The 25,921-nt window shown below is 71.1% G+C and carries 26 protein-coding genes; 21 read left to right on the top strand and 5 right to left on the bottom strand.

Annotated features, from left to right (window positions below; translation table 11 throughout):
* The first annotated feature begins 201 nt into the window (after positions 1-201).
* The gene (locus AB0B29_RS16595) at positions 202-1,329 is read left to right on the top strand and encodes a ferrochelatase (protein ID WP_362239699.1); all 1,128 of its coding nucleotides are present in this window, start codon (positions 202-204) and stop codon (positions 1,327-1,329) included.
* A gap of 8 nt (positions 1,330-1,337) precedes the next feature.
* Positions 1,338-2,153, top strand: a complete 816-nt coding sequence (locus AB0B29_RS16590; RefSeq protein ID WP_362239696.1) for an inositol monophosphatase family protein — start codon at positions 1,338-1,340, stop codon at positions 2,151-2,153.
* A gap of 119 nt (positions 2,154-2,272) precedes the next feature.
* Here AB0B29_RS16590 and AB0B29_RS16585 read toward each other — a convergent pair whose 3' ends face one another.
* Positions 2,273-2,446 carry a hypothetical protein gene (locus tag AB0B29_RS16585; protein ID WP_362239694.1) on the bottom strand — a complete coding sequence of 58 codons (174 nt, stop codon included), beginning with the start codon at positions 2,444-2,446 and terminating at the stop codon, positions 2,273-2,275.
* Between the two features lie 414 nt (positions 2,447-2,860).
* On the opposite strand from AB0B29_RS16585, the gene AB0B29_RS16580 reads away from it, so the two are divergent.
* From AB0B29_RS16580 to AB0B29_RS16565, 4 genes are all read left to right on the top strand, one after another.
* Positions 2,861-3,514, top strand: a complete 654-nt coding sequence (locus AB0B29_RS16580) for a response regulator transcription factor (RefSeq protein WP_053670977.1) — start codon at positions 2,861-2,863, stop codon at positions 3,512-3,514.
* Between the two features lie 5 nt (positions 3,515-3,519).
* The gene (locus AB0B29_RS16575) at positions 3,520-4,752 is read left to right on the top strand and encodes a sensor histidine kinase (RefSeq protein WP_362239691.1); all 1,233 of its coding nucleotides are present in this window, start codon (positions 3,520-3,522) and stop codon (positions 4,750-4,752) included.
* 406 nt (positions 4,753-5,158) lie between these two features.
* The gene (locus tag AB0B29_RS16570; RefSeq protein ID WP_003993510.1) at positions 5,159-5,455 is read left to right on the top strand and encodes a DUF4193 domain-containing protein; all 297 of its coding nucleotides are present in this window, start codon (positions 5,159-5,161) and stop codon (positions 5,453-5,455) included.
* Positions 5,456-5,468: 13 nt separating this feature from the next.
* Complete coding sequence (locus AB0B29_RS16565) at positions 5,469-6,440, top strand: hypothetical protein (protein ID WP_362239688.1); 972 nt, start codon at positions 5,469-5,471, stop codon at positions 6,438-6,440.
* 181 nt (positions 6,441-6,621) lie between these two features.
* On the opposite strand, the gene AB0B29_RS16560 is transcribed toward AB0B29_RS16565, so the two are convergent.
* The gene (locus AB0B29_RS16560) at positions 6,622-7,080 is read right to left on the bottom strand and encodes a DUF3093 domain-containing protein (protein WP_362239685.1); all 459 of its coding nucleotides are present in this window, start codon (positions 7,078-7,080) and stop codon (positions 6,622-6,624) included.
* A gap of 58 nt (positions 7,081-7,138) precedes the next feature.
* Here AB0B29_RS16560 and AB0B29_RS16555 point away from each other — a divergent pair, with 58 nt between their 5' ends.
* The 7 genes from AB0B29_RS16555 to AB0B29_RS16525 all read left to right on the top strand — a co-directional run bounded on the left by AB0B29_RS16555 (position 7,139) and on the right by AB0B29_RS16525 (position 13,810).
* Positions 7,139-7,723 (top strand): PaaI family thioesterase, encoded by a 585-nt coding sequence (locus AB0B29_RS16555; protein WP_362239682.1) that lies wholly within the window; start codon positions 7,139-7,141, stop codon positions 7,721-7,723.
* The gene (gene dut, locus AB0B29_RS16550; RefSeq protein ID WP_362239679.1) at positions 7,720-8,271 is read left to right on the top strand and encodes a dUTP diphosphatase; all 552 of its coding nucleotides are present in this window, start codon (positions 7,720-7,722) and stop codon (positions 8,269-8,271) included. The genes AB0B29_RS16555 and dut overlap by 4 nt, the downstream gene beginning before the upstream one ends.
* A gap of 1 nt (position 8,272) precedes the next feature.
* The gene (locus AB0B29_RS16545) at positions 8,273-9,025 is read left to right on the top strand and encodes a DUF3710 domain-containing protein (protein ID WP_344462860.1); all 753 of its coding nucleotides are present in this window, start codon (positions 8,273-8,275) and stop codon (positions 9,023-9,025) included.
* A gap of 297 nt (positions 9,026-9,322) precedes the next feature.
* Positions 9,323-11,866 carry a sensor histidine kinase gene (locus AB0B29_RS16540; protein WP_362239675.1) on the top strand — a complete coding sequence of 848 codons (2,544 nt, stop codon included), beginning with the start codon at positions 9,323-9,325 and terminating at the stop codon, positions 11,864-11,866.
* A complete protein-coding gene (locus AB0B29_RS16535; protein ID WP_362239673.1) occupies positions 11,863-12,543 on the top strand; it encodes a response regulator in 681 nt (226 codons plus the stop codon). The genes AB0B29_RS16540 and AB0B29_RS16535 overlap by 4 nt, the downstream gene beginning before the upstream one ends.
* A gap of 130 nt (positions 12,544-12,673) precedes the next feature.
* Complete coding sequence (locus tag AB0B29_RS16530; RefSeq protein ID WP_097221365.1) at positions 12,674-13,072, top strand: OB-fold nucleic acid binding domain-containing protein; 399 nt, start codon at positions 12,674-12,676, stop codon at positions 13,070-13,072.
* Between the two features lie 3 nt (positions 13,073-13,075).
* Positions 13,076-13,810: a DUF3159 domain-containing protein gene (locus tag AB0B29_RS16525; protein ID WP_362239670.1), complete on the top strand. Its 735-nt coding sequence runs from the start codon at positions 13,076-13,078 to the stop codon at positions 13,808-13,810.
* A 137-nt stretch (positions 13,811-13,947) separates the two neighbouring features.
* On the opposite strand, the gene AB0B29_RS16520 is transcribed toward AB0B29_RS16525, so the two are convergent.
* Complete coding sequence (locus AB0B29_RS16520; RefSeq protein WP_053670967.1) at positions 13,948-14,622, bottom strand: potassium channel family protein; 675 nt, start codon at positions 14,620-14,622, stop codon at positions 13,948-13,950.
* Positions 14,622-15,293 carry a potassium channel family protein gene (locus AB0B29_RS16515; protein WP_094053911.1) on the bottom strand — a complete coding sequence of 224 codons (672 nt, stop codon included), beginning with the start codon at positions 15,291-15,293 and terminating at the stop codon, positions 14,622-14,624. Before AB0B29_RS16515 ends, AB0B29_RS16520 begins: the two co-directional genes overlap by 1 nt.
* A 630-nt stretch (positions 15,294-15,923) precedes the next feature.
* On the opposite strand from AB0B29_RS16515, the gene AB0B29_RS16510 reads away from it, so the two are divergent.
* Complete coding sequence (locus tag AB0B29_RS16510) at positions 15,924-17,975, top strand: APC family permease (protein ID WP_362239667.1); 2,052 nt, start codon at positions 15,924-15,926, stop codon at positions 17,973-17,975.
* Between the two features lie 121 nt (positions 17,976-18,096).
* The gene (locus tag AB0B29_RS16505; protein ID WP_362239664.1) at positions 18,097-19,425 is read left to right on the top strand and encodes a class I SAM-dependent RNA methyltransferase; all 1,329 of its coding nucleotides are present in this window, start codon (positions 18,097-18,099) and stop codon (positions 19,423-19,425) included.
* Positions 19,426-19,689: 264 nt separating this feature from the next.
* On the opposite strand, the gene AB0B29_RS16500 is transcribed toward AB0B29_RS16505, so the two are convergent.
* Complete coding sequence (locus AB0B29_RS16500; protein ID WP_362239661.1) at positions 19,690-20,571, bottom strand: helix-turn-helix domain-containing protein; 882 nt, start codon at positions 20,569-20,571, stop codon at positions 19,690-19,692.
* A 172-nt stretch (positions 20,572-20,743) separates the two neighbouring features.
* Between AB0B29_RS16500 and AB0B29_RS16495 the strand changes: the two genes are divergently transcribed.
* From AB0B29_RS16495 to AB0B29_RS16470, 6 genes are all read left to right on the top strand, one after another.
* Entirely contained in the window at positions 20,744-21,760 is a 1,017-nt protein-coding gene (locus AB0B29_RS16495) for a zinc-dependent alcohol dehydrogenase family protein (protein ID WP_362239658.1), read from the top strand.
* Between the two features lie 85 nt (positions 21,761-21,845).
* Positions 21,846-22,529, top strand: coding sequence for an SDR family NAD(P)-dependent oxidoreductase (locus tag AB0B29_RS16490; RefSeq protein WP_362239655.1), 684 nt, complete (start codon positions 21,846-21,848; stop codon positions 22,527-22,529).
* Positions 22,526-23,053, top strand: coding sequence for a cyclophilin-like fold protein (locus AB0B29_RS16485; RefSeq protein ID WP_362239652.1), 528 nt, complete (start codon positions 22,526-22,528; stop codon positions 23,051-23,053). Before AB0B29_RS16490 ends, AB0B29_RS16485 begins: the two co-directional genes overlap by 4 nt.
* Before the next feature lie 167 nt (positions 23,054-23,220).
* Positions 23,221-24,474: an MFS transporter gene (locus AB0B29_RS16480; RefSeq protein ID WP_362239650.1), complete on the top strand. Its 1,254-nt coding sequence runs from the start codon at positions 23,221-23,223 to the stop codon at positions 24,472-24,474.
* Positions 24,475-24,683: 209 nt separating this feature from the next.
* On the top strand, positions 24,684-25,451 hold the full coding sequence (locus AB0B29_RS16475) for a glucose 1-dehydrogenase (protein WP_362239647.1): 768 nt from the start codon (positions 24,684-24,686) through the stop codon (positions 25,449-25,451).
* A 36-nt stretch (positions 25,452-25,487) separates the two neighbouring features.
* Positions 25,488-25,901: a (R)-mandelonitrile lyase gene (locus AB0B29_RS16470; RefSeq protein ID WP_362239644.1), complete on the top strand. Its 414-nt coding sequence runs from the start codon at positions 25,488-25,490 to the stop codon at positions 25,899-25,901.
* Positions 25,902-25,921: the final 20 nt, after the last annotated feature.

Raw genomic sequence — 25,921 nt, 5'->3', positions numbered from 1 at the left:
TGCGAACGCAGACGACACAGCTTACGGCCCCGAACGTCGCGACGCACCCGTCCGGCGCGGCCCGACCACCGCCCCGACGCACCCGCCCATCGCCTCGACGGACCCGTCCGGTCCGGCTGCGCATCGCCCCGGGGCCCGACGACCGCGCCGGTGTCACCCCGCCGTTTCCCGGCTGTCGGTGCCGGGTGGCAGGATCGACTCATGCCAGACGCGCGCGATGTCAGCCCCTACGACGCCCTGCTCCTGCTCTCGTTCGGCGGCCCGGAAGGCCCGGACGACGTGGTTCCGTTCCTGGAGAACGTGACACGCGGGCGTGGCATCCCCAAGGAACGCCTCAAGGAAGTCGGGCAGCACTACTTCCTGTTCGGCGGGGTGAGCCCGATCAACGACCAGAACCGCGCCCTGCTGGACGCCCTGCGCAAGGACTTCGCCGAGCACGGCCTGGACCTGCCGGTCTACTGGGGGAACCGCAACTGGGCGCCCTACCTGACGGACACCCTGCGCGAGATGGTCCGCGACGGCCGCCGCCGCATCCTGGTCCTCGCCACCAGCGCCTACGCCTCCTACTCGGGCTGCCGCCAGTACCGCGAGAACCTCGCCGACGCGCTCGAGACCCTGGAGGCGGAGGGCCTGGAGCTGCCGAAGGTCGACAAGCTGCGGCACTACTTCAACCACCCGGGCTTCCTGGAGCCCATGACCGACGGGGTGCTGCAGTCCCTCGCCGAGCTTCCCGAGGACGTCCGGGCCGGGGCACACCTCGCCTTCTCGACCCACTCGATCCCGACGGCCTCCGCCGACACCTCCGGCCCCGTCGAGGAGCACGGTGACGGCGGCGCCTACGTGAAGCAGCACCTGGACGTGGCGCAGCAGATCGCCGACGCGGTCCGGGAGCGCACGGGCGTCGACCACCCCTGGCAGCTCGTCTACCAGTCGCGCTCCGGCGCCCCGCACATCCCGTGGCTGGAGCCCGACATCTGCGACCACCTGGACGAGCGGCACGCGGCCGGCGTCCCGGCCGTCGTCATCGCCCCGATCGGCTTCGTCTCCGACCACATGGAGGTCCTCTACGACCTCGACACCGAGGCCAGGGCCCGGGCCGAGGAGCTCGGTCTGCCGATGCGACGCTCGGCCACCGTCGGCGCCGACCCGAGGTTCGCCGCCGCGATCCGCGAGCTCGTCGTGGAGCGTGCCGCCGTCGAACGCGGGCAGGACGTCACGCCGTGCGCCCTGGGCGCCCTCGGGGCGAGCCACAACCTCTGCCCGGTCGGCTGCTGCCCGGCCCGCGCCCCCCGGCCCGCCGCCGCGGGCGCCGACAGCACCTACGCGTGAGGAGCCCCGTGACCGACCCCCTGCACACCGACCTGCTCGACCTCGCCCAGGAAGCGGCCCGCCGCGCCGGCGCGCTGCTGCGGGACGGGCGCCCGGCCGATCTCGCGGTCGCCGCGACCAAGTCCAGCCCCATCGACGTCGTCACCGAGATGGACATCGCGGCGGAGAAGCTGATCACGGGCCTGATCGCCGAGCGCCGCCCGGACGACGGCATCCTCGGCGAGGAGGGCGCCGCGACGGAGGGCACGAGCGGCGTCCGCTGGGTGATCGACCCGCTCGACGGCACGGTGAACTACCTGTACGGGCTGCCCACCTGGGCCGTCTCCATCGCCGCCGAGCAGGACGGCGAGACCGTCGTCGGAGTCGTCACGGCCCCGATGCGCGGTGAGACGTTCCACGCCGTACGCGGCCACGGTGCCTGGGCCACCGGCGCCTGGGACGGCGAGCGCAGGCTGGCCTGCCGCCCCGCACCACCCCTGGAGCAGGCGCTGGTGTCGACGGGCTTCAACTACGTCGCCGGCGTCCGCGCCCACCAGGCCGAAGTGGCGCAGCGGCTCATCCCGCTGCTGCGCGACATCCGGCGCGGCGGCTCGGCCGCGGTGGACCTGTGCGACGTCGCCGCGGGACGCCTCGACGGCTACTACGAGCGCGGCCTGCACCCGTGGGACCTCGCGGCGGGGGACCTGATCGCCCGGGAGGCGGGCGCACTGACCGGTGGACGCCCCGGAGAGGGCCCGTCGGGCGATCTGGCGGTGGCGGGTACCCCCGGCCTCTTCGAGCCCCTCCAGCGGCTCCTGGAGGACTTCGGCGCCTGGCACGACTGAGGGCGCCGGGGCGGCCCGGCCGACGGCCGACGATGCGATGAACACCGGGTGAACGCGCCCTGCGGCAACGCGGCGGGCCCCGGCGCTGGATTCGCCGGGGCCCGCTGTCCACTGCGTGATCAGACGCTCGTCACGCCGACCTGCACACCGTGCTCGGCGGCGAGGCGGCGCAGGTCGTCGAGCTCGCCCTGCTCCACGTCGACGAGGAACTCGTCGCCCTCGTCGCGAGCCCGGGACAGATCGGACTCGGTCGCCCTTATGCGCTGCAGAAGTCCTGCGGTGAATGCGTCCATGCTGCGCCCCCTCGTCCTGGGTCGTGGGTCGATGGCACGGGGGTGTGCCGTTCGGAAGGGACGATCACGCCGCATGTGGATGCCCAGCGCCGCTCGGCTGGGCGGCGACGGTGCCGGACACCCACGCCCGCCCTGCGGAAAGCGGATTGATGCGCACCGCATGGTGGTGCGGCGCCAGCAGAGCGTGATCGTGGGATGTAAAGCCGTCCTCCCCAAGCTCCCTACCGTGGAAACCTAACCGGGAGAGAAAATCTCCTATTCCCACCGGGGTCACCGCCCTCTCACCCGCCTTACCTCCGACTTATGGCCGAAAAGGGCAGGATGGAGGGCAACACACCAAGCCCTGTCGAAGACCCCTGCCCACGTGTGCCCGGTGAAGGGCTACGCGGGTGGACATGAGGAAGGACCAGCAACGTGCGCGTACTCGTCGTCGAGGACGAGCAGCTGCTCGCCGATGCGGTGGCCACCGGACTGCGCCGGGAGGCCATGGCCGTCGACGTCGTGTACGACGGCGCGGCCGCCCTGGAGCGCATCGGCGTCAACGACTACGACGTGGTCGTCCTCGACCGCGACCTCCCGGTCGTGCACGGGGACGACGTCTGCCGCAAGATCGTCGAACTGGGCATGCCCACGCGCGTGCTGATGCTGACGGCCTCCGGCGACGTCAGCGACCGGGTCGAGGGACTGGAGATCGGCGCCGACGACTACCTGCCCAAGCCCTTCGCCTTCAGTGAGCTCATCGCGCGGGTGCGGGCCCTCGGGCGGCGCACCAGCGTGCCTCTGCCGCCCGTCCTGGAGCGCGCCGGGATCAAGCTCGACCCCAACCGGCGCGAGGTGTTCCGCGACGGCCAGGAGGTCCAGCTCGCGCCCAAGGAGTTCGCCGTCCTGGAGGTGCTGATGCGCAGCGAGGGCGCCGTCGTCTCCGCCGAGCAGCTCCTGGAGAAGGCGTGGGACGAGAACACCGACCCGTTCACGAACGTCGTGCGCGTGACCGTCATGACCCTGCGCCGCAAGCTGGGCGAGCCCCCCGTCATCGTCACCGTCCCCGGCTCCGGCTACCGGATCTGATACCCGTGGCAACCACTCCCGCGCCCCCGCAGGCGCCCCCCAAGCCCACCTGGGACCCCCGACGGCCCGCCCCGCCCTTCCCGTGGCTGCGCCCGACCATCCGCATACGGCTCACGCTGCTCTACGGCGGCATGTTCCTGATCGCCGGCATCCTGCTGCTGTCGATCATCTACCTGCTGGCGGCCCAGGCGCTGCACGTGGGCAGCGACCTGCCCTTCAAGATCGTCGAGGGCAAGGTCACCAGCGACATCTGCAACCTGCCCGACCAGGCCTCGCCCAGCGAGTTCAACGACGCCATGAACGCCTGTGTCAACGAGCAGCGCCGGCACGCCCTGGACGACCTGCTCAGCCGTTCCCTGCTGGCGCTGCTGGGCCTGGCGGTCATCGCCTTCGCCTTCGGCTACGCGATGGCCGGCCGCGTCCTGTCGCCGCTGGGCCGGATCACCCGCACCGCCCGGGCGGTGGCGGGCTCCGACCTGTCCCGCCGGATCGAGCTGGACGGCCCGGACGACGAGCTGAAGGAGCTGGCGGACACCTTCGACGACATGCTGGAGCGGCTGCAGCGCGCCTTCACGGCCCAGCAGCGCTTCGTGGGCAACGCCTCGCACGAGCTGCGGACGCCGCTGGCGATCAACCGCACGCTCCTGGAAGTGCACCTGTCCGACCCGAACGCGCCGATGGAGCTCCAGCAGCTCGGCAAGACGCTGCTGGCCACCAACGAGCGCAGCGAGCAGCTCGTCGAGGGCCTGCTGCTGCTCGCCCGCAGCGACAACCAGGTCGTCGAGCGGGGGCCCGTGGACCTCGCCGAGGTCGCCTCGCAGGCCATCGACCAGGTGAACGGCGAGGCCGAGAGCAAGGGCGTCGTGATCCGGGGGGAGCAGAAGCCCGCGGTCGTGCAGGGCAATGGCGTACTGCTGGAGAGGATCGCGCTCAACCTCGTGCAGAACGCCGTGCGCTACAACGTGGCGGAGGGCGGCTGGGTCGAGGTCACCACCGACGTCCAGCACGGACAGGCGGTCCTGGTCGTCTCCAACACGGGCCCGGTGGTCCCGGCGTACGAGATCGACAACCTCTTCGAGCCGTTCCGGCGGCTGCGCACGGAGCGGACGGGCAGTGACAAGGGCGTGGGGCTGGGGCTGTCCATCGTCCGGTCCGTGGCCCGGGCGCACGGCGGGCACATCTATGCCCAGCCGCGTGAAGGGGGTGGACTCGTCATGCGCGTCACGCTGCCCATCTGAGATCATGTCGCCGATCAGCTCGGAGGCACACGGGGATGTTCGCTTTGCGCGGAATTTCTGAGCCCTCACCGCGTGTGCACTGTGTGTGATCGATCACAGGGACGCCTTTCCGGCCATCTACTCTCCGTGATCATGCATGCTGTCGTAAAGCCGGGAAAATCCCGGTTTTCGGGGGTCTTGATCACGGGAAGTACACGGTGAGACGCCTTTGGCGTGCAGCATTCGGACCGTGTACGGTCCCCATCGCCATCCAAGCCGATCACTCGTCAGGAGTCCGGTTGGGTGTCGATTGAGTAACAGACCTTGATGTGAGGCAAAATCTCCGCCTCAGGTCGGGCACAAGTCCGGCCTCTCACGCGTTACGTGCGCTGGAGACACCGCAGACACCCAGAGGGGGAGAGCGACCATGGCAACCGATTACGACACTCCACGCAAGACCGACGACGACGTCGACTCGGACAGCCTCGAAGAGCTGAAGGCCCGGAGGAACGACAAGTCGGCTTCCGCCGTGGACGTCGACGAGTTCGAGGCCGCCGAAGGCCTCGAGCTGCCCGGAGCCGACCTCTCGAACGAGGAGCTGGCCGTCCGGGTGCTCCCGAAGCAGCAGGACGAGTTCACCTGCATGAGCTGCTTCCTGGTGCACCACCGCAGCCAGCTGGCCCGGGAGAAGAACGGTCAGCCGATCTGCCGCGACTGCGACTGAGGGAGGGTCGGCCGTGACTGGCTCGACCCCTCCCTGGAAGCGCCGCTTCTCCCAGCGAAAAGCGGACGAAGGGCCGATCACCGGCCCGCAGTACGGCGTGCGTGACGACGAGCGAGGCTCAACCGGTCCGGGGACGGCCTCGCTCGAACCCACAGCGGACCGGGGTGACCTCCCGGAATCCGTGGACGTCCCCGCACCCGTCGCGAGACGGCGGGCGGGGACGATCCGCGAGCGGGCCAGAGAAGGCGCCCGCAAGGGCGGCGACCGGGCCCGGGCCGGCATCGCCTACCTCGCCGACCGGATCATCGAACTGGCCCCGCGCGTTCCCGTACGGGACCTGGCGACACTGCGCAGGCAGTTCCCGGGCCTCGGCCCCGAGGAACTGGCGGACAAGCTCGTGGCGGGCGCGGCGAAGGCGACGGCGACGGTCGGAGCGGGTGTTGGCGCGGCCGCGATGCTCCCCGTGCCCCCGGCGATGCCGACGGAACTGGCCGCGGAGGTCACCGGCGTCGCGGCGATCGAGCTGAAGCTGATCGCCGAACTCCACGAGGTCTACGGCGTACGGCCGCCCGGCAATCTCAAGCAGCGCAGCACCGCGTACCTCGACTCCTGGTCGGGGGAGCGCGGTGTCGACGCGTCCAAGCCGTCGACCTTCAGCACCGCGCTGAACAGCCGCATGAAGCGCGAACTGCGGCAGCGGATCATGAAGCGCATGGTCCGCAACATGCCGAACCTGATGCCGTTCCTGGTGGGAGCCGCCGTAGGGGCGGTCATGAACCGCGGCGAGACGAGAAAGCTCGCCGGCCGGATCCGGGGGGACCTGCGCAAGATCCAGGTGCCCTGGGAGGCCCTGGAGGCGCTCCCTGCCCTCGAACGTCCGGTGGACGCCCTGGAGATGGGCGAGATCACCCACGACCCCCTGGGCCGCCACACGGACCACCGGCGCGACAGCGGACACGACGGCAAGCACGGCGACGGCCGCTGAGAACGCGGCCTGTCGGATGGGAACGCGGCGCGCCGCACGGAACCGTGGCCTGCCTACGGAACCCCGGCTGCCGTAGGGGAGCACGGCTTGCCTGCGGAGTCGTCGAGCGCGGCGGTCGTCGAGGAGCCGGCTGTCCGATCGAGGTCGGCACGGCGGCCGGGTGACGCCTCGTCCGGGTGTGCTACTCCGGCTTCGCCGTCCGCAGTGCCTCCGCCAGGCGCTCCGGCTCGCGCGTGGACAGGTACAGGTACGGCGTCGGATCCTGCGGGTCCGTGACCTCCACGCGCAGCGCCGTGGGGATGTACGCGCGCAGCAGGAGGAAGGCGCGCGGGTCGGCCTTGTAGGTGCGCCAGGCGCGGGCCTCCTCCGCGTCCAGCACCTCCGCCTCGCCCAGGGCCTCCAGCGGGATCTTCGCCTCGCCCGCGATCAGGGAGTCGCCGACCACGCGGATGCGCACCGAGCCGTACGAGCTCGCGGCGACGGCGGCGACCGCGGTGCCCCCGGCCAGGCCGCCGAGCATCGGCAGGGTGCCGAACGGGAGCAGGATCAAGGCCATCGAGACGCCCACGAGGAACGAGATCAGCCACCAGGTCCGCGGAGCGGTCAGGCGTTCTTCGTACGGAGCGGCGGAGAGCTGCATGGGGCCTAGCTTGACACGGTGTCCGAAAGGGGCCGACGCGCGGGTAAGGTCTCCGGCTGTGAGTGGTACTTCCGCGGCTCTTCAGCCCCCGGCCGACGCCGTGCAACCGGTGCGGCACCCGGACGCGCCCGCGCCCGGTGAGCTTCTCGGCGCGCACTACGGCGAGTGTTTCGGCTGTGGTGGCGACCAGCCGCACGGGCTGCACCTGGAGGCCCGGGCCGGCGAGGGCGTGTCGCTGACCGCCGAGTTCACCGTCCAGCCCGCTCATCAGGGCGCTCCGGGTCTCGCGCACGGCGGTGTGCTCGCCTCCGCGCTGGACGAGACGCTCGGTTCACTGAACTGGCTGCTGCGCACGATCGCGGTGACCGGGCGGCTGGAGACCGACTTCGTGCGGCCCGTGCCCGTCGGCACCACGCTGCACCTGGAGGCGGAGGTGACCGCCGTGGCGGGGCGCAAGATCTACTCGACCGCGACCGGACGCGTCGGCGGTCCCGACGGTCCCGTCGCCGTGCGCGCGGACGCCCTCTTCATCGAGGTGAAGGTCGACCACTTCGTCGACCACGGCCGCCAGGAGGAGATCCAGGCGGCCATGAACGACCCGGACCAGGTCCGGCGCGCCCGTGCCTTCGAGGTGAACCCGTGAGCCGTGATCCCCTGGAAGTGCTGATTCGGCGTGTCGATCCGGACGTACCGCTTCCGTCGTATGCGCAGCCCGGGGACGCCGGGGCCGATCTGCGCACCACCGAGGCGTGCCGACTGGAGCCGGGCGAGCGGGCCGTGCTACCCACGGGAGTGTCTGTGGCGCTGCCGGAGGGGTACGCAGCCTTCGTGCACCCGCGATCCGGTCTGGCCGCTCGCTGCGGCGTCGCCCTGGTGAATGCCCCGGGGACGGTTGATGCCGGGTACCGTGGGGAGATCAAGGTGATCGTGGTGAATCTCGACCCGCGCGAGGCCGTGCGGTTCGAGCGCTTCGACCGGATTGCCCAACTGGTGGTTCAGCAGGTCGAGAGGGTCCGCTTCCAGGAGGTTGCGGAACTTCCCGGCTCCGCGCGGGCCGAAGGGGGCTTCGGGTCCACCGGAGGCCATGCCGCGGTGGACGGGACGAGCGGCACAAGCGGTCAGGCCGCCCTGGGCGGTCGGACGGGTGGGAATCGATACGCTTCGGTCGTATCCGACCGGGAAGGACAGTGACGTGTTCGGACGTCGCAAGAAGAGGGATGCCGCCGAGGACGCGGCCGGCGAGGCCGAGCAGGTCGTCGACGGTGTCGACACCGAGGCGGACGAAGAGCGCGAGCGCCTGAGGCTGGAGCCCGCGCCGCGCCCCGACGGGCCCTGGGACGACTCGGAGGTCCGTGACCCCGGCGAGGGCCGGGTCGACCTGGGCGGTCTGTTCGTGCCGGGCGTCGAGGGCATGGAGCTCAGGGTCGAGGTCGCGGGCGACGCGATCGTGGCGGCCACGGTCGTGCTGCGTGACAGCGCCATCCAGCTGCAGGGCTTCGCCGCGCCCAAGCGTGAGGGCATCTGGGGCGAGGTGCGCGAGGAGATCGGCACCGGCATCACCCAGCAGGGCGGCATCGTCGACGAGGTCGAGGGACCGCTGGGCTGGGAGCTGCGCGCCCAGGTGCCCGTACAGCTGCCGGACGGCACCGGCGGCTTCCAGGTCGTGCGGTTCGTCGGCGTGGACGGCCCCCGCTGGTTCCTGCGCGGGGTCATCTCGGGCCAGGGGGCCGTGCAGCCGCAGGCCGCCGGGCTGCTCGAGCAGATCTTCCGGGACACCGTCGTGGTCCGCGGTGAGGGCCCGATGGCGCCCCGCGACCCGATCGTCCTGAAGCTGCCGAACGACGCCCAGATGGTCCCCGAGGGCGTCCAGCAGGAGGAGGGCTCCCGTTTCGCGGGCGGAATGGGCCAGCTCCAGCGCGGACCGGAGATCACCGAAGTCCGCTGATCGCGCGGAGACACCAGGGCCGTACCCACGGGGTACGGCCCTTTCTCATGCGCACCCGGGAGACGTGCGCGTTCGAGGGACATGGGCGCTGAAGAGGCGTGTCCGATCGAGGGGCACCCCGCGGGACGGGCGTGCACGCGCTGGAGAGGCGTTGTGCGGCACCCGGTCCGCCCGCCGGACCGCGTCAGAGTTCCGTCAAAGTGCGCCCCGGAGCCGGGCCTGGAACCCGAACCTCTTGCCTTCCGGCCGTAGGGTCGACGCTGCGCAGTCGGCACACCACGGGAAGACAATGGGGCCATGGCACGCGGCAAGCTTCGGATCCACCTGGGCGCGGCACCGGGCGTCGGCAAGACGTACGCGATGCTGTCCGAGGCCCACCGTCGTGTCGGGCGGGGCACGGACTGCGTGGTGGCCTTCGTCGAGCACCACGGACGGCCCCGCACCGAGGTGATGCTGCACGGCCTGGAGCAGGTGCCGCGCCGGGAGCTGGAGTACCGCGGCGCCCTCTTCCCCGAGATGGACCTCGACGCCGTCCTCGCCCGCCGCCCCCAGGTCGCCCTGGTGGACGAGCTCGCCCACACGAACGTCCCGGGTTCCCGCAACGCCAAGCGCTGGCAGGACGTGGAGGAACTGCTCGCCGCCGGGATCGACGTGGTCTCGACCGTCAACATCCAGCACCTGGAGTCCCTCGGCGACGTCGTCGAGTCGATCACCGGCGTACGGCAGCAGGAGACCGTGCCGGACGAGGTGGTGCGCCGGGCCGACCAGGTCGAGCTGGTCGACATGACGCCGGAGGCGCTGCGGCGGCGGATGGCGCACGGCAACGTCTACCAGCCCGACAAGGTCGACGCCGCCCTGTCGAACTACTTCCGTCCCGGCAACCTGACCGCCCTGCGCGAGCTGGCGTTGCTGTGGGTGGCCGACCGGGTCGACGCCTACCTCACCCAGTACCGCAGCGAGCACCGGGTGTCGAGGATCTGGGGCTCGCGCGAGCGCATCGTGGTCGGTCTGACCGGCGGCCCCGAGGGCCGCACGCTGATCCGCCGGGGCGCACGGCTGGCCGAGAAGGGCGCCGGCGGTGAGGTGCTGGCCGTCTACATAGCCCGCAGCGACGGGCTGACCTCCGCCTCGCCCAAGGAACTGGCGCTGCAGCGCACCCTGGTCGAAGACCTCGGCGGAACGTTCCACCATGTCGTCGGGGACGACATACCGGCCGCGCTGCTCGCCTTCGCCCGGGGCGTGAACGCCACCCAGATCGTGCTGGGCTCCTCGCGCCGCAAGACCTGGCAGTACATCTTCGGACCCGGCGTCGGGGCGACGGTCGCCCGGGACTCGGGGCCCGACCTCGACGTGCACATCGTCACCCACGGTCAGGTCGCCAAGGGCCGGGGGCTGCCGGTGGCCCGGGACGCGCGCCTCGGGCGCTCCCGGCGGGTCTGGGGCTGGATCGCCGGTGTCGCCGGCCCGCCCCTGCTCGCGGCGCTGCTCAGCGCCGTCGACCTCGGTCTCGCCAACGACATGCTGCTGTTCCTGGCGCTGACGGTGGCGTCCGCCCTGCTCGGCGGGCTGCTGCCCGCCCTGGCGTCGGCGGCGGTCGGTTCCCTCCTGCTGAACTACTTCTACACACCGCCCCTGCACCGGTGGACCATCGCCGACCCGAAGAACATCGTCGCCATCGTGATCTTCGTGGCGGTCGGCGTGGCGGTGGCCTCCGTGGTCGATCTCGCCGCCCGCCGCACCCACCAGGCGGCCCGGCTGCGGGCGGAGTCCGAGATCCTTTCCTTCCTCGCCGGCAACGTGCTGCGTGGCGAGACGGGCCTGGAGGAGCTGCTGGAACGCGTCCGGGAGACCTTCGGCATGGAGTCGGCGGCCCTGCTGGAACGGGCGAGCGACGTCGAGCCGTGGACCTGCGCCGGCCGCGTCGGCCGGGGACGTCCCGTCGAGCGGCCCGACCAGGCGGACGTGGACATGCCCGTCGGGGACCACATGGCGCTGGCGCTGACCGGCCGCGTGCTGCCCGCCGAGGACCGCAGGGTGCTGGCCGCCTTCGCCGCCCAGGCCGCCGTCGTCCTGGACCGCAGCCGGCTGCAGGAGGAGGCCGACCGGGCTCGCACGCTCGCCGAGGGCAACCGCATCCGCACGGCCCTGCTGGCAGCCGTCAGCCATGACCTCCGTACACCCCTCGCCGGGATCAAGGCGGCCGTGACCTCCCTGCGCTCCGAGGACGTCGAGTGGTCGGAGGAGGACCGGGCCGAGCTGCTGGAGGGCATCGAGGAGGGCGCCGACCGCCTCGACCACCTCGTCGGCAACCTCCTCGACATGTCCCGCCTCCAGACCGGAACCGTCACCCCGCTGATCCGCGAGATCGACCTCGACGAGGTGGTGCCGATGGCGCTCGGCGGCGTCCCCGAGGGCAGCGCCTGCCTGGACGTGCCCGAGACCCTGCCCATGGTCGCCGTGGACCCCGGGCTGCTGGAGCGGGCGGTGGCCAACCTCGTCGAGAACGCCGTCAAGTACAGTCCGTCCGGCGCGCCCGTGCTGGTCGCCGCCAGCGCGCTGGCCGACCGGGTCGAGCTGCGGGTGGTCGACCGGGGGCCAGGCGTCCCCGACGAGGCCAAGGACCGCATCTTCGAGCCGTTCCAGCGCCACGGCGACGCCCCGCGCGGCGCAGGGGTGGGTCTGGGGCTCGCGGTGGCGCGCGGCTTCGCCGAGGCCATGGGCGGCACCCTGAACGCCGAGGACACCCCCGGCGGCGGGCTCACCATGGTCCTCTCCCTCCGAGCGGCGGCATCCCTCCCGGAGCCGCACCCCACCGCAGAACCGGAAAGGCAGGCCTCATGACCCGTGTCCTGGTGGTCGACGACGAGCCGCAGATCGTGCGCGCCCTCGTGATCAACCTCAAGGCACGCACCTACGAGGTCGACGCGGCCCACGACGGCGCCACCGCCTTGAAGCTCGCCGCCGCCCGCCACCCCGACGTGGTCGTCCTGGACCTGGGCCTGCCCGACATGGACGGCGTCGAGGTGATCAGGGGGCTACGCGGCTGGACCCGGGTGCCGATCCTGGTGCTGTCCGCCCGGCACTCCTCCGACGAGAAGGTCGAGGCGCTGGACGCGGGCGCCGACGACTACGTCACCAAGCCGTTCGGCATGGACGAGCTGCTGGCCCGGCTGCGGGCCGCCGTGCGGCGGGCGGAACCGGCCGGCGGGGAGGGCGACGTCATCGTCGACACCGGCGATTTCACCGTCGACCTGGCCGCGAAGAAGGTCGACCGCGCCGGCAAGGACGTACGGCTGACACCCACGGAGTGGCACCTGCTGGAGGTCCTCGTGCGCAACAGCGGCCGTCTGGTCGGGCAGAAGCAGCTGCTCCAGGAGGTGTGGGGGCCGTCGTACGGGACGGAGACGAACTATCTGCGCGTGTACATGGCGCAGTTGCGCCGGAAGCTGGAAGCGGACCCCTCACACCCGAAGCACTTCATCACGGAGCCGGGGATGGGGTACCGGTTCGAGAAGTGAGGGGTGCGGCTTGTGGCCCGGGGCCGGGGGTCGGCCCCCGGGGGTGGGGCATCACCGGGTCTGGGACGGGCCGCCGGTTCGGGAAATGGGCTCCTCGCCCTTCGTCAGCAGCCCCCGGTACGCTTCAGATATGAGTGCTGTTCCTCGTTCCGAAAAGCCGGTGGGCCGGTTCCGGCGCATGCTCGACCGGCTCTCCTCGTCGCAGGAGGACCTGGAGTCCGAGGAGCTGCGGGAGGACACCGAGACGACCGGCTGTATCCGGATCGGAGACTGTCAGGACCGCCAGATAGTGACGGTAACTGGTACCTTGCGCACGGTCACCCTTCGGCCGCGCGCAGGAGTCCCCGCCCTGGAGGCCGAGCTGTTCGACGGCTCCGCCGCGCTGGACGTGGTGTGGCTCGGCAGGCGCTCCATCGTGGGGATAGAGCCCGGACGCAAGCTGATCGCGTCGGGCCGGATCTCGATGAGCCGGGGCCGCCGGGTGCTGTTCAATCCCAAGTACGAACTGAGACCCCTCGGACGGGAGTAGCCGGTGACGTCGCTCGACAAGCCGACCGAAGAGACATCTGCGGACGACGCCCGGGCGGTGACCGAGGCCGCCCTGTTCGAGGCGTTCGGCGGCGTGCGGGGCATGGTGGAGACGGTGCTTCCCGGCCTCCTCTTCGTCACCATCTTCACGATCAACAAGGACCTCCACCTGTCGGCGATCGCGGCGCTGGCCGTGTCGCTGGTGCTGGTCGTGGTCCGGCTGGTGATGAAGGACACCGTCAAGCACGCGTTCAGCGGTGTCTTCGGCGTGGCCTTCGGTGTGGTCTTCGCGATGATGACCGGCAACGCGAAGGACTTCTACCTGCCCGGCATGCTCTACACGCTGGGACTGGGCCTCGCCTACATCATCACCACCCTGGCCGGGGTGCCGCTGATCGGGCTGATCCTCGGCCCGGTCTTCAAGGAGAACCTCTCCTGGCGCACGCGGAACCCGGGCCGCAAGAAGGCCTACGCCAAGGCCAGCTACGCGTGGGGCACGATCCTGCTCGCCAAGTGCGCGATCCTCTTCCCGCTGTACTGGTGGGCCGACACCACGCAGCTGGGCTGGATCCTGATCGCCCTGAAGATCCCGCCCTTCCTGCTCGCCGTGTACCTGACGTGGGTGTTCCTCGCGAAGGCGCCCGCGCCGATCGACGTGTTCGCGGAGATGGAGGCGGAGGAGAAGGCCGCTGAGGAGCGGGAGCGGGAGGCTGCCGCCGCCCGGTCCGCCGAGCAGTGATCCGCCCGCGCGCAGTGGTTTGCCGGGCAGTGATCCGCCCGCGCGCACTGGTCCTCCCGCGCTGACGAACGCTGACGAAAACGGAAGGGGCGCCCCGCGCACGCGGGACGCCCCTTCCGCCGATTCGAGAGCCGCGTTCAGCCCGCCGCGTTCCGTCGTACCGACAGAAGATCCTCCAACTGTTCCTCGCGAGCCTGTGCGGCCACGAAGAGGAGCTCGTCGCCCGCCTCCAGGGAGTCCTCCCGGGAAGGGGTCAGCACGCGGTTGCCGCGGATGATCGTCACCAGGGAGGTGTCCTGCGGCCAGTCGACGTCGCCGACCTGTGTGCCGGCCAGGGCCGACTCCTCCGGCAGGGTCAGTTCGACCAGGTTGGCGTCGCCGTGGCTGAAGCGGAGCAGACGGACCAGGTCGCCCACGCTCACCGCCTCCTCGACCAGGGCCGACATCAGACGCGGGGTGGAGACGGCCACGTCCACGCCCCAGGACTCGTTGAACAGCCACTCGTTCTTGGGGTTGTTCACGCGGGCGACGACGCGCGGGACGCCGTACTCCGTCTTGGCGAGGAGCGAGACGACCAGGTTCACCTTGTCGTCGCCGGTCGCGGCGATGACGACGTTGCAGCGCTGGAGCGCCGCCTCGTCCAGGGACGTGATCTCGCAGGCGTCGGCGAGCAGCCACTCGGCCTGCGGGACGCGTTCGACCGAGATGGCGGTCGGCGCCTTGTCGATCAGCAGGACCTCGTGGCCGTTCTCCAGCAGTTCGCCCGCGATCGAGCGGCCGACGGCGCCGGCTCCGGCAATGGCGACCCTCATCAGTGACCGCCCTCCTCTTCGGGACCCTTGGCGAACGCCGCCTCGACCTTGTCGACCTCGTCGGTGCGCATCATCACGTGCACCAGATCGCCCTCCTGCAGCACCGTCTGCGAGGTGGGCAGGACCGCCTCGCCCAGCCGGGTCAGGAACGCGACGCGTACGCCGGTCTCCTCCTGGATCCGGCTGATCTTGTGGCCGACCCAGGCGGTGGAGGTGTGCACCTCGGCGAGCTGGACGCCGCCGGTGGGGTCGCGCCACAGCGGCTCGGCGCCGGAGGGGAGCAGGCGGCGCAGCATCTGGTCGGCCGTCCAGCGGACGGTCGCGACGGTGGGGATGCCCAGGCGCTGGTAGACCTCCGCACGGCGGGGGTCGTAGATGCGGGCGGCGACGTTCTCGATGCCGAACATCTCGCGGGCCACGCGTGCGGCGATGATGTTGGAGTTGTCACCGCTGGAGACGGCGGCGAAGGCGCCGGCCTCCTCGATGCCCGCCTCGCGCAGGGTGTCCTGGTCGAAGCCGACACCGGTGACCCGGCGGCCGCCGAACGAGGAGCCCAGCCGGCGAAAGGCCGTGGGGTCCTGGTCGACCACGGCGACCGTGTGCCCCTGTTGCTCCAGGTTCTGGGCCAGTGCGGAACCCACCCTTCCGCAACCCATGATCACAATATGCATCGCGTCACACCGCGCTTCCTGCAGGCCCTCTGGGCTTCATGAATGTCGTGCTCATGTCTCTCTCTCGGCTCGCAAGGCATCACGTCGCGGCCTGCGTGCGGGCCGCCGGGCAACATCATGCCGGTGCAATCACGCCATGATGCCCTCCGGGGGCGGAGCCGCGTTCGGCTGCCCGACTCCAACGTATCCGCAAAGCCGAGGGCGTTGCCGGGGCCCTGCAGGGCCCCGGACCCGGGCGGAGCCCGCCGTTGAGTCACGAGATCGAGAGCCAGGGGGCCGGGGCGGCGGAGCGAGAGCGGTCCGAGCAGCCGCCGGGCCCCGGACGCCTAGCGCGCCCCGGGTGAGACGTCCTTGCGGCGGCTGATGCTGCGCACGCTCGCCAGCGTCAGGATTCCGAGGGCGACGAGAGTGGCCGCGGCGCCGATCAACTGGGCGGGGGTGTGCATGGGACCTCCAGGGGCGGGCAACGGCCGGAAAGCGGACGGGGCTTAGTCATATAGGCATGAGAAACGGGTGACCTGCGGAATCCTCAGCCGCATGCGCCTCTGAATTCACTCGGAGAGCAGACGGAACGCCGATGGGGGGTGGCGGGTGGGCGACCCCGCAATCGAACGCCTACGATCCTCTGTTGTGTCCAAACTGACCGACGTGCCCAAACGGATCCTGATCGGGCGCGCACTGCGCAGTGACCGGCTGGGCGAAACGCTCCTGCCGAAGCGCATCGCACTCCCCGTCTTCGCCTCCGACCCGCTCTCCTCCGTGGCGTACGCGCCCGGCGAGGTGCTGCTGGTCCTGTCGATCGCGGGAGTGACGGCGTACCACTTCAGCCCGTGGATCGCCGTGGCGGTCGTCGTGCTGATGTTCACCGTGGTGGCCTCCTACCGGCAGAACGTGCACGCCTACCCCAGCGGCGGCGGCGACTACGAGGTCGCGAACACCAACCTCGGGCCCAAGGCCGGCCTGACGGTCGCCAGCGCGCTGCTCGTGGACTACGTCCTCACCGTCGCCGTGTCGATCTCCTCCGGCATCGAGAACCTCGGCTCCGCAGTCCCCTTCGTGGTCGAGCACAAGGTGCTCTGCGCGATCGGCGTGATCGTGCTGCTGACCCTGATGAACCTGCGCGGGGTGAAGGAGTCCGGCTCGCTGTTCGCGATCCCGACGTACGTGTTCGTCGCGGGCGTCTTCACCATGATCGCCTGGGGCGCCTTCCGCGGACTCGTCCTGGGCGACAGCATGCGGGCCCCGACGGCGGACTACGTCATCAAGCCCGAGCACCAGGGCCTGGCCGGCTTCGCCCTGGTCTTCCTGCTGCTGCGCGCCTTCTCCTCCGGCTGCGCCGCCCTCACCGGCGTCGAGGCGATCTCCAACGGCGTCCCGGCCTTCCGCAAGCCCAAGTCGAAGAACGCCGCGACCACCCTCGCCATGATGGGCCTGCTGGCCGTCACCATGTTCTGCGGCATCATCGCGCTGGCCGCCGCGACCGACGTCCGCATGGCCGAGAACCCGGCCAGGGACCTGTTCCACAACGGTGTCCCGCTCGGCGGGGACTACGTCCAGAACCCGGTGATCTCCCAGGTGGCCGAGGCCGTCTTCGGCAAGGGCAGCTTCCTGTTCGTCATCCTGGCCGCGGCCACCGCGCTCGTGCTGTTCCTCGCCGCCAACACCGCCTACAACGGCTTCCCGCTGCTCGGCTCGATCCTCGCCCAGGACCGCTACCTGCCGCGCCAGCTGCACACCCGCGGCGACCGGCTGGCCTTCTCCAACGGCATCGTGCTCCTCGCAGGTGCCGCCGGGCTGCTGGTGGGGATCTACGGAGCCGACTCCACCCGCCTGATCCAGCTCTACATCGTCGGCGTGTTCGTGTCCTTCACGCTCAGCCAGACCGGCATGGTCCGGCACTGGAACCGCCACCTGGCCACCGAGAAGGACCAGGCCAAGCGCCGCCACATGGTCCGCTCCCGGGCCATCAACGCCTTCGGGGCCTTCTTCACCGGCCTGGTGCTGGTCGTCGTCCTTCTCACCAAGTTCACCCACGGAGCCTGGGTCGCCCTGCTCGGTATGGTGATCTTCTACGCGACGATGACGGCCATCCGGAAGCACTACGACCGGGTCGCAGCCGAGATCGCCGCCCCCGAGGGCCCGAGCGACGACCTCGTACGGCCCTCCCGCGTCCACTCCGTCGTGCTGATCTCCAAGATCCACCGCCCGACGCTGCGCGCCCTGGCCTACGCCAAGCTGATGCGCTCGGACTCGCTGGAGGCCCTGAGCGTCAACGTCGACCCCACGGAGACCAAGGCCCTGCGCGAGGAATGGGAGCGGCGCGGCATCGACGTACCGCTGAAGGTCCTGGACTCGCCCTACCGCGAGATCACGCGGCCGATCATCGAGTACGTCAAGAGCCTGCGCAAGGAGTCGCCGCGCGACGCGGTGTCGGTGATCATCCCCGAGTACGTCGTCGGCCACTGGTACGAGCACCTGCTGCACAACCAGAGCGCCCTGCGGCTGAAGGGCCGGCTGCTGTTCACACCCGGGATCATGGTGACCTCGGTGCCGTACCAGCTGCAGTCCTCCGAGGCGGCCAGGCGGCGGGCCCGCAGGCAGCAGGACTGGAACGCGCCGGGCTCGGTGCGGCGCGGCCCCGCGCAGGTGCGGTCGAAGGAGTCCTCCGAGCCCAAGTCCTGAGGGTTTCCCGAGGAGACGGCTCGTGTGAAACGGCCGGGCGGCAGCCACGTAGACTGGTGGGCTGTTGTCCGGCCGTTTCCGTTCGGCCCTTCCCCCTCACGCGTTTTGGAGTAACTCCGCCATGCAGGCAGAACCGAGGAAGTCGCTGGTGGGGGAGGAGTACGAGGTCGAGGTCGGCCCCGTCGCCCACGGCGGCCACTGCATCGCCCGCACGTCCGAGGGCCAGGTGCTGTTCGTACGGCACGCGCTGCCCGGGGAGCGGGTCGTGGCGCGGGTGACGGAGGGCGAGGAGGGCGCGCGGTTCCTGCGCGCCGACGCCGTGACGGTGCTGGACGCCTCCAAGGACCGCATCGACGAGCCCTGCCCCTTCGCCGGTCCCGGCCGCTGCGGTGGCTGCGACTGGCAGCACGCCAAGCCCGGCGCGCAGCGGCGTCTGAAGGCCGACGTCATCGCCGAACAGCTCCAGCACCTCGCCGGGCTCACCCCTGAGGAGGCCGGCTGGGACGGCACGGTGCTGCCCGCCGAGGGCGACAAGGTGCCCGCGGGCCAGGTACCCGCGTGGCGCACCCGCGTCCAGTACGCCGTCACCGCGGACGGCCGGGCGGGCCTGCGCCGGCACCGCTCGCACGAGGTGGAGCCGATCGACCACTGCATGATCGCGGCGGAGGGCGTCAGCGAGCTGGGCATCGAGAAGCGGGTCTGGACGGGCATGGACTCCGTCGAGGCGATCGCGGCGACGGGGTCCCAGGACCGCCAGGTGATCCTCACCCCGAAGCCGGGCGCGCGCCTGCCGCTCGTCGAACTGGACCGGCCGGTCTCCGTGCTGCGCGTGGACGAGCGCTCCGGCGGTGTCCACCGGGTCCACGGTCGCCCCTTCGTCCGCGAACGCGCCGACGGCCGCACGCACCGGGTCGGGGGCGGCGGTTTCTGGCAGGTCCACCCGAAGGCCGCGGACACCCTGGTGACCGCGGTGATGCAGGGCCTGCTGCCCCGCAAGGGCGACATGGCGCTCGACCTCTACTGCGGCGTCGGCCTCTTCGCCGGCGCCCTCGCCGACCGCGTCGGCGACCAGGGCGCGGTCCTCGGCATCGAGTCGGGCAAGCGGGCGGTGGAGGACGCGCGGCACAACCTGGCCGACTTCGAGCGTGTCCGCATCGAGCAGGGCAAGGTCGAGAGCGTGTTGCCGCGCACGGGTATCTCGGAGGTCGACCTGATCGTCCTGGACCCGCCGCGGGCGGGAGCGGGCCGCAAGACGGTCCAGCACCTTTCCTCGCTGGGCGCCCGGCGGATCGCGTACGTGGCGTGCGATCCGGCGGCGCTGGCACGCGACGTGGCGTACTTCCGGGACGGCGGCTACCGGGTGCGGACGCTTCGGGCGTTCGACTTGTTCCCGATGACGTCGCATGTGGAGTGCGTGGCGATTCTTGAGCCCGCAGCAAAGGGTGTCTGACCTGCTGCTTCGCTGATGTCGCAAGTCGCGAACGGGACGTCCGGCACTTCGACGTCAGTCTGATGACGATGCACCGGGACCTGGACGACCTCGCCGGGCGGGCTGTTTCTCAAAGCCTGCGCCGACCTCGGCGCGGACCCCGCGCCACCCTGATGGTCGGCGACAACCCGGTCCGCGACGGCGGCGCGGCGCCAGGAAGATGTCAGCGCTCGCACTTGCCTGACAGCCCCTTCCAGCCGCCTTCATGGCGGCGGCCCGTCGCGGTCAGTTGACGGGGGAGGAGGCCGGCAGGTTCTGGTCGGCGGCCCAGGAGGCCAGGATGCGCAGCCGTTCGTGGGTGGGGGAGCCGGGGGCGGCTGTCCAGACGGTGAGGTGCTGGTCGGGGTCGGTGTTGGCGGTGAGGGTGTCCCAGTCCAGGACGAGTTCGCCGACGACCGGATGGTCGAGGGTCTTCGTGCCCACGGTGCGGGCGGCGACGTGGTGTTCGCCCCACCAGCGGGCGAACTGCTTGTCGCGCATGGACAGTTCACCGACCAGCTCGATCAGGCGCGGGTCTTGCGGATACTTTGCGGCCTCCATGCGCAGTTGGGCGACGGCGATGTGCGCGGAGGTTTCCCAGTCGGCGTACAGGGTGCGCATGGCGGGGTCCGTGAAGATGATCCGTGGGTAGTTGCGGTGCTTTTCCGCGAGGCGGGAGAAGTCGATGACCAGGGCGGCGGCCAGCGCGTTCCAGGCAAGGATGTCCCCGCGCCTGCCCTGCACGATGGCCGGAGTGGCGGTGAGGTCGTCCAGGACCCGCTGCAACTGGGGCTGGACCTTCTGCCGGCCGCGGCGCCGGGTGCGGGTGGTGGTCTTTCCGGCGAGCTGGAAGAGGTAGCCCCGCTCGTCGTCGTCCAGCTGGAGCACCCGGGCGAGGACATCCAGCACGGGCGCCGACGCCTGCATACGGCCCTGTTCCAGACGCGTGTAGTAGTCGGTGCTGATGTTGGCCAGCTGAGCGACCTCCTCGCGGCGCAGCCCCTCCACCCGGCGGGGCCTGTCGGTCTCGGGCAGACCGACCGTGCGGGGGCTCAGCTCCGAGCGCCGCTTCTTGAGGAATTCTCCCAGCTCATTGAGGGGAACGTTGGCGGTCATGCTTCCCAGCATGACACCGATCGCACCTACGTAAGGGGGGAGGATTTCCTCCCCGGATGTTTCCCTCCCGGGATCTTTCTCTCCGCTTTTCGCGCCTGTCCCCGGGTGTGAGGCTCGACCGTGAGCAGTCGTATTCCTCACCACGGCTGCGGTCCACAGACCCCCGCACTGAAGGAAGCACTCCATGCGCGGAGCAGTCATTCACGCCCCCGGCGACGTGCGCTTCGAGAACCTCGACGACCCGAAGGTCGTCGAGCCGACCGACGCGGTGATCCGTACGGTCGCCACCTGTGTGTGCGGCTCGGACTTGTGGCCGTATCGCGGTCTCGAGCCGGTCGGCGACCCACACCCGATGGGGCACGAGTACGTCGGCATCGTCGAGGAGGCCGGCAGCGAGGTCACCAACGTCGCGCCGGGCCAGTTCGTCGTCGGCTCCTTCGCCACCTCGGACAACACCTGCGTGAACTGCTTGAACGGCTGGCAGTCCTCCTGTCTGAACCGGGAGTTCATGAGCACCTGCCAGGCCGAGTACGTGCGCGTCCCCAACGCCCACGGCACCCTGGTCGCCACGGACGAGCACCCGGATGCCGAGATGGTGCCCAGCCTGCTCGCCGTGTCCGACGTGATGGGGACCGGCTGGTACGCCGCCCTCGCCGCCGAGGTGAAGCCCGGCTCGACGGCCGTAGTGGTCGGTGACGGTGCGGTCGGCCTGTGCGGTGTCATCGCCGCGAAGGAACTGGGTGCGGAGCGGATCGTCTCCATGTCCCGTCACACCTCCCGACAGAAACTCGCCCTGGAGTTCGGCGCCACCGACATCGTGGCCGAGCGCGGCGAAGAAGGCATCGCCCGCGTCAAGGACCTCACCGGCGGCATCGGCGCCGACAGCGTGCTGGAGTGCGTCGGCACCGCGGATGCGATGCGACAGGCCCTGCATTCCACCCGCCCCGGCGGCAACGTCGGCTTCGTCGGGGTCCCGCACGAGGTGACCATCGACGGCGAGGAGCTGTTCTTCTCCCACGTCGGCCTGCGCGGCGGCCCCGCCCCCGTGCGCCGCTTCCTGCCCGACCTGATCGACCGTGTGCTGACCGGCCGCATCGACCCGGGCAAGGTCTTCGACCTCAGCCTGCCCCTGGACCAGGTGGCCAAGGGTTACCAGGCGATGGACGAGCGCCGCGCCGTCAAGGCCCTGCTCAAGCCCTGAGCGCGGACGCGTCCACACCCGGGGCCGCGCCGAGGCGGTGCGGCCACAGGGCCGCCAACCACCTCCGCTCACACAAGGACTGACCATGACGACTTTCGCCCTCGTCGGCGCCGGCCCCGGTCTCGGGCTGGCCGCCGCCCGCCGCTTCGGAGCCGCCGGCCACACCGTCGCCCTCATCGCCCGCGACGCGGAGAAGCTGGACGGCCTGACGGCCGACCTCGCCCGTGACGGCATCCAGGCGCGCGGCTACACGGCCGACGTCCTCGACATCGAGTCCCTGACCGCGGCCCTGCACGCGGCTGCGGCCGACCTGGGGCCCGTCGAGATCCTCCAGTACAGCCCCGTGCCCCAGGCCCACTTCATGAAGCCGGTCCTCGACACCAACGCCGACGACCTCGACGTCCCGCTCGCCTTCTCCGTCAAGGGCCCCGTCACCGCGGTGCACGCCGTCCTGCCCGGCATGCGTGAACTCGGCCGCGGCACCCTGCTGTTCGTCAACGGCTCCAGCGCCGTACGTCCCAACCCGAAGGTCGCCGGCACCTCGATCGCCTTCGCCGCCGAGAGCGCCTACGCCCACATGCTGCACGACGCGCTCGCCCCGGAGAACATCCACGCCGCCCAGCTGATCATCCCCGGGGCCATCCGGCCCGAAGCCGAGCACAGCAGTCCCGACGTCCTGGCCCAGCGCCTGTACGACATCCACAGCGACCGGGACGGCTTCCGCCACTACTCCGAGCCTCTGCCCGACCAGCCACAGGACGACCTGTGAATCCCGCCCCCTTTCGCGCTCTCGCCCGCGTGGTCCCGGCCGCCGCCCTGCTGCTGGTCATGACCGCCTGCACCGACGATTCCCCGCCCTCCGCCGCCGCCTCCTCCTCCGAGCCCGCGTCGCCGCAGGCTTCGACGGCCCCGGCAGCCACCACACCGACCGGCAGGACAACCGCGATGAACATCCGGCTCACCCTCGACGGCCACCGCATCGCCGCCACCCTGAACGACAGCCCCACCGCCCGCGACTTCGCCGCCCAGCTCCCCCTGACACTCTCCCTGAGCGACCTCAACCAGGCCGAGAAGGTCGCCGATCTGCCCGGGAAGCTGTCCACCTCCGGCGCCCCGGAAGGCGCCGACCCCGGGGTCGGCGACCTGGCGTACTACGCCCCCTGGAACCAGCTCGCCACCTACTACCGCGACGCCCCCTACGCGACCGGCCTGGTCATCCTCGGACACATGGCCGACGGCGGCGCCGAGCAGCTCGCCACCGCCGACGAGATCACCATCGAAGCAGCGCCCTGACCCGCCCCACTGCTCACCCGTGCACGAAGGGGGGAGGAGATTCTCCCCTTTTCGTCCTGTTCGCCGCATGGAACCGTCGAAGACGTGGCCGCGCCGTCCACGATCCGCCGCGACGGCTTGGCCGCCACCATGATCCCCCGATTTCCACGCAAGGAGAGACCACGCGTATGCCTTCCGCGTCCGGGACCCCCGGCAAGCTTCCCTTCGTCGTCTGGGTGCTCGCCGCCGGCACGTTCCTGATGGGGACCACCGAGTTCGTCGTCGCCGGCCTGCTGCCGGAGCTGGCCGGTGACCTCGGCGTCAGCGTCTCCCACGCCGGCCTGCTGATCACCGCCTTCGCCATCGGCATGATCGTCGGCGCGCCCACCATGGCCATGGCGACCCTGCGGCTTCCGCAGCGCCTGACGCTGATCCTGGCCCTGTCCGTGTTCTGCCTCGGACATCTCGTCGCCGCCCTCAGCACGTCCTTCACCATCGTCCTCGCCGCCCGCGTCGTCACGGCCCTGGCCACCGGAGCGTTCTGGTCCGTCGGCTTCGTCGTCGCGACCACCGCCGCAGGCCCGCACAACGCCACCCGCGCCACGGGCGTCATGATCGGCGGCCTGACCCTGGCCAACGTCGTCGGCGTGCCGATCGGCTCGTTCGCCGGCCAGTTCACCGGCTGGCGCGGCCCCTTCTGGGCCCTGGCCGTCCTCGCCGGGCTCGCCGCCGTGTTCATCGGCCGCTTCATACCGGCCCGGGAGCAGCGCGTCGAGGTGTCCGTCCGGGCCGAGGTCGGGGCGCTGCGTCAGGGTCGGCTGTGGCTGGCGCTCGGCGCCGCGATGCTGATCATGGGTGGTGTCCTGGCGACGTACACCTATGTCACGCCGCTGCTGACCGACCGCGCGGGCGTCCCGGCAGGCGCCGTACCGCTCGTCCTCATCGCGTTCGGCGTCGGTGCCCTGGGCGGCACCACCACGGGCGGCCGCCTGGGCGACCGACGTCCGATGGCGACCACGATCACGGCCGCCGCGGCTACGGCTCTGGTCCTGTTCCTGATGATCCCGCTGTCCGGCAATCCGGTGACAGCGACCCTCCTGGTCTTCCTCATGGGCCTGACCGGCTTCACGGTCAATCCAGTGGTCACCGCCCTCGCCATGCGCTTCGCGGGCGATGCCCCCACTCTCACCTCGGCGCTGACCACGTCCGCCTTCAACACCGGCATCGCCGCCGGTTCGGCGATCGCCGGTACGGCCCTGGACTCCTCCCTCGGCCTGACCGGCCCGCCCCTGGTGGGCACCGTCATCGCCGCCCTGACGCTGCTGCCCCTGATCGCCCTCGCCGTTCACGGCCCGTCCCGCAAGGGCCGGATCGTGGCCCGGAGCGGCGCTCCCGCGGAACGGCGACGCCACGAACCCGCGCAGGCGTCGTCGCAGCACTGACTCGCCCGGGCACACCGGAAGAGACCGCGGCCGCCGTGCTCCGGCTCTGCTCGGACGCCGCCTCCTTCGCCGCCGGCCACGCCCTGGTCGTCGACGACGGCCGGGCCGTCCGACGGCGTCGCGGCAAGGCGTCGTGCCGCCGCAGTTCATCCAGGCACCCCTGACATCAGTCGTGCGCCACATCTCCTCACCTGGAAGGGCAACACCTCGTGAATCCCACCTACGACTTCAACGGCCACGTCGCCCTCGTCACCGGGGCCGGCGCCGGTATGGGGCTGGCGACCGCACGCGCGTTCGCCCGGTCCGGAGCCGCCGTCGTCCTCACCGACATCGACGAAGCGGCCCTGAACGCTGCCGCGAAGGAACTCACCGACGCCGGCCACCAAGCCCTCGCCCTCACCTGCGACGTCAGCGACGAGGACCAGGTCTCCACCGCCGTCGACCGCACGGTCGAGACCTTCGGCCGCCTGGACATGGCCTACAACAACGCCGGCATCCAGATCCCGCCCAGCGACGCCGCCGACGAACCCGCCGAGAGGTTCGACCGCGTCAACGCCATCAACCTGCGCGGCGTATGGGCCTGCATGAAGCACGAGCTGCGGCACATGCGCGCACAGGGCAGCGGCGCGATCGTCAACTGCTCCTCCCTGGGCGGCCTGGTCGGCCTGCCCGGCCGCGCCTCCTACCACGCCTCCAAGCACGGTGTGATCGGCCTGACGAGCAGCGCGGCACTCGAATACGCCCCCCGAGGCATCCGTATCAACGCCGTCTGCCCGGGCACCATCGACACCCCCATGGTCAGCGACATGATCGCCAAGGGAGAACTCGACCGCGCCGAGGCCGAGGCCGACCAGCCCATCAACCGGCTCGGCACCGCCGAGGAGATCGCCCAGGCGGTCCTGTGGCTGTGCAGCCCCGGAGCCGGCTTCGTCGTCGGCGTCGCCCTCCCCGTCGACGGCGGCTACGTCGCCCGCTGAGGACAGCCCAACCAGGAAAGAGAGCTGAGGGACACCATGGAGTTCATCAAGCAGCAGCCCAGCAGCAAGGCCCCGGCGGACTGGTTCACCGGCGACGTGTGGTGGGACGTCATCGTGGCAGGCCAGGAGCCCTCGAGGATGCGCGCCAACCTGGTCCGCTTCTCGCCGGGGGCCCGCACCAACTGGCACTCCCACGCCGTGGGCCAGACCCTGCACGTCGTTTCCGGCATCGCCCTGATCGGCACCCGGGACGGCACCGTCTTCGAGGCCCACCCCGGCGAGACCGTCGCCTGCCCGCCGGACGAGGAACACTGGCACGGCGCTGCCCCCGACCGGTTCATGGAGCACATCGCCCTGTGGGAGGGCACAGGCGACGGCGCTCCCGAGACCACCTGGGCCGAGCCGGTCACCGACCAGCACTACAACGGCCCCCGCACCCGCGACCAGTAGCCCCGGCCCAGCCAGCGCGC

Origin of the sequence: Streptomyces tibetensis (genome assembly GCF_040647715.1) — a bacterium.
Classification (GTDB): Bacteria; Actinomycetota; Actinomycetes; order Streptomycetales; family Streptomycetaceae; genus Streptomyces; species Streptomyces tibetensis_A.
This window is presented reverse-complemented; position numbering and strand designations above follow the sequence as displayed.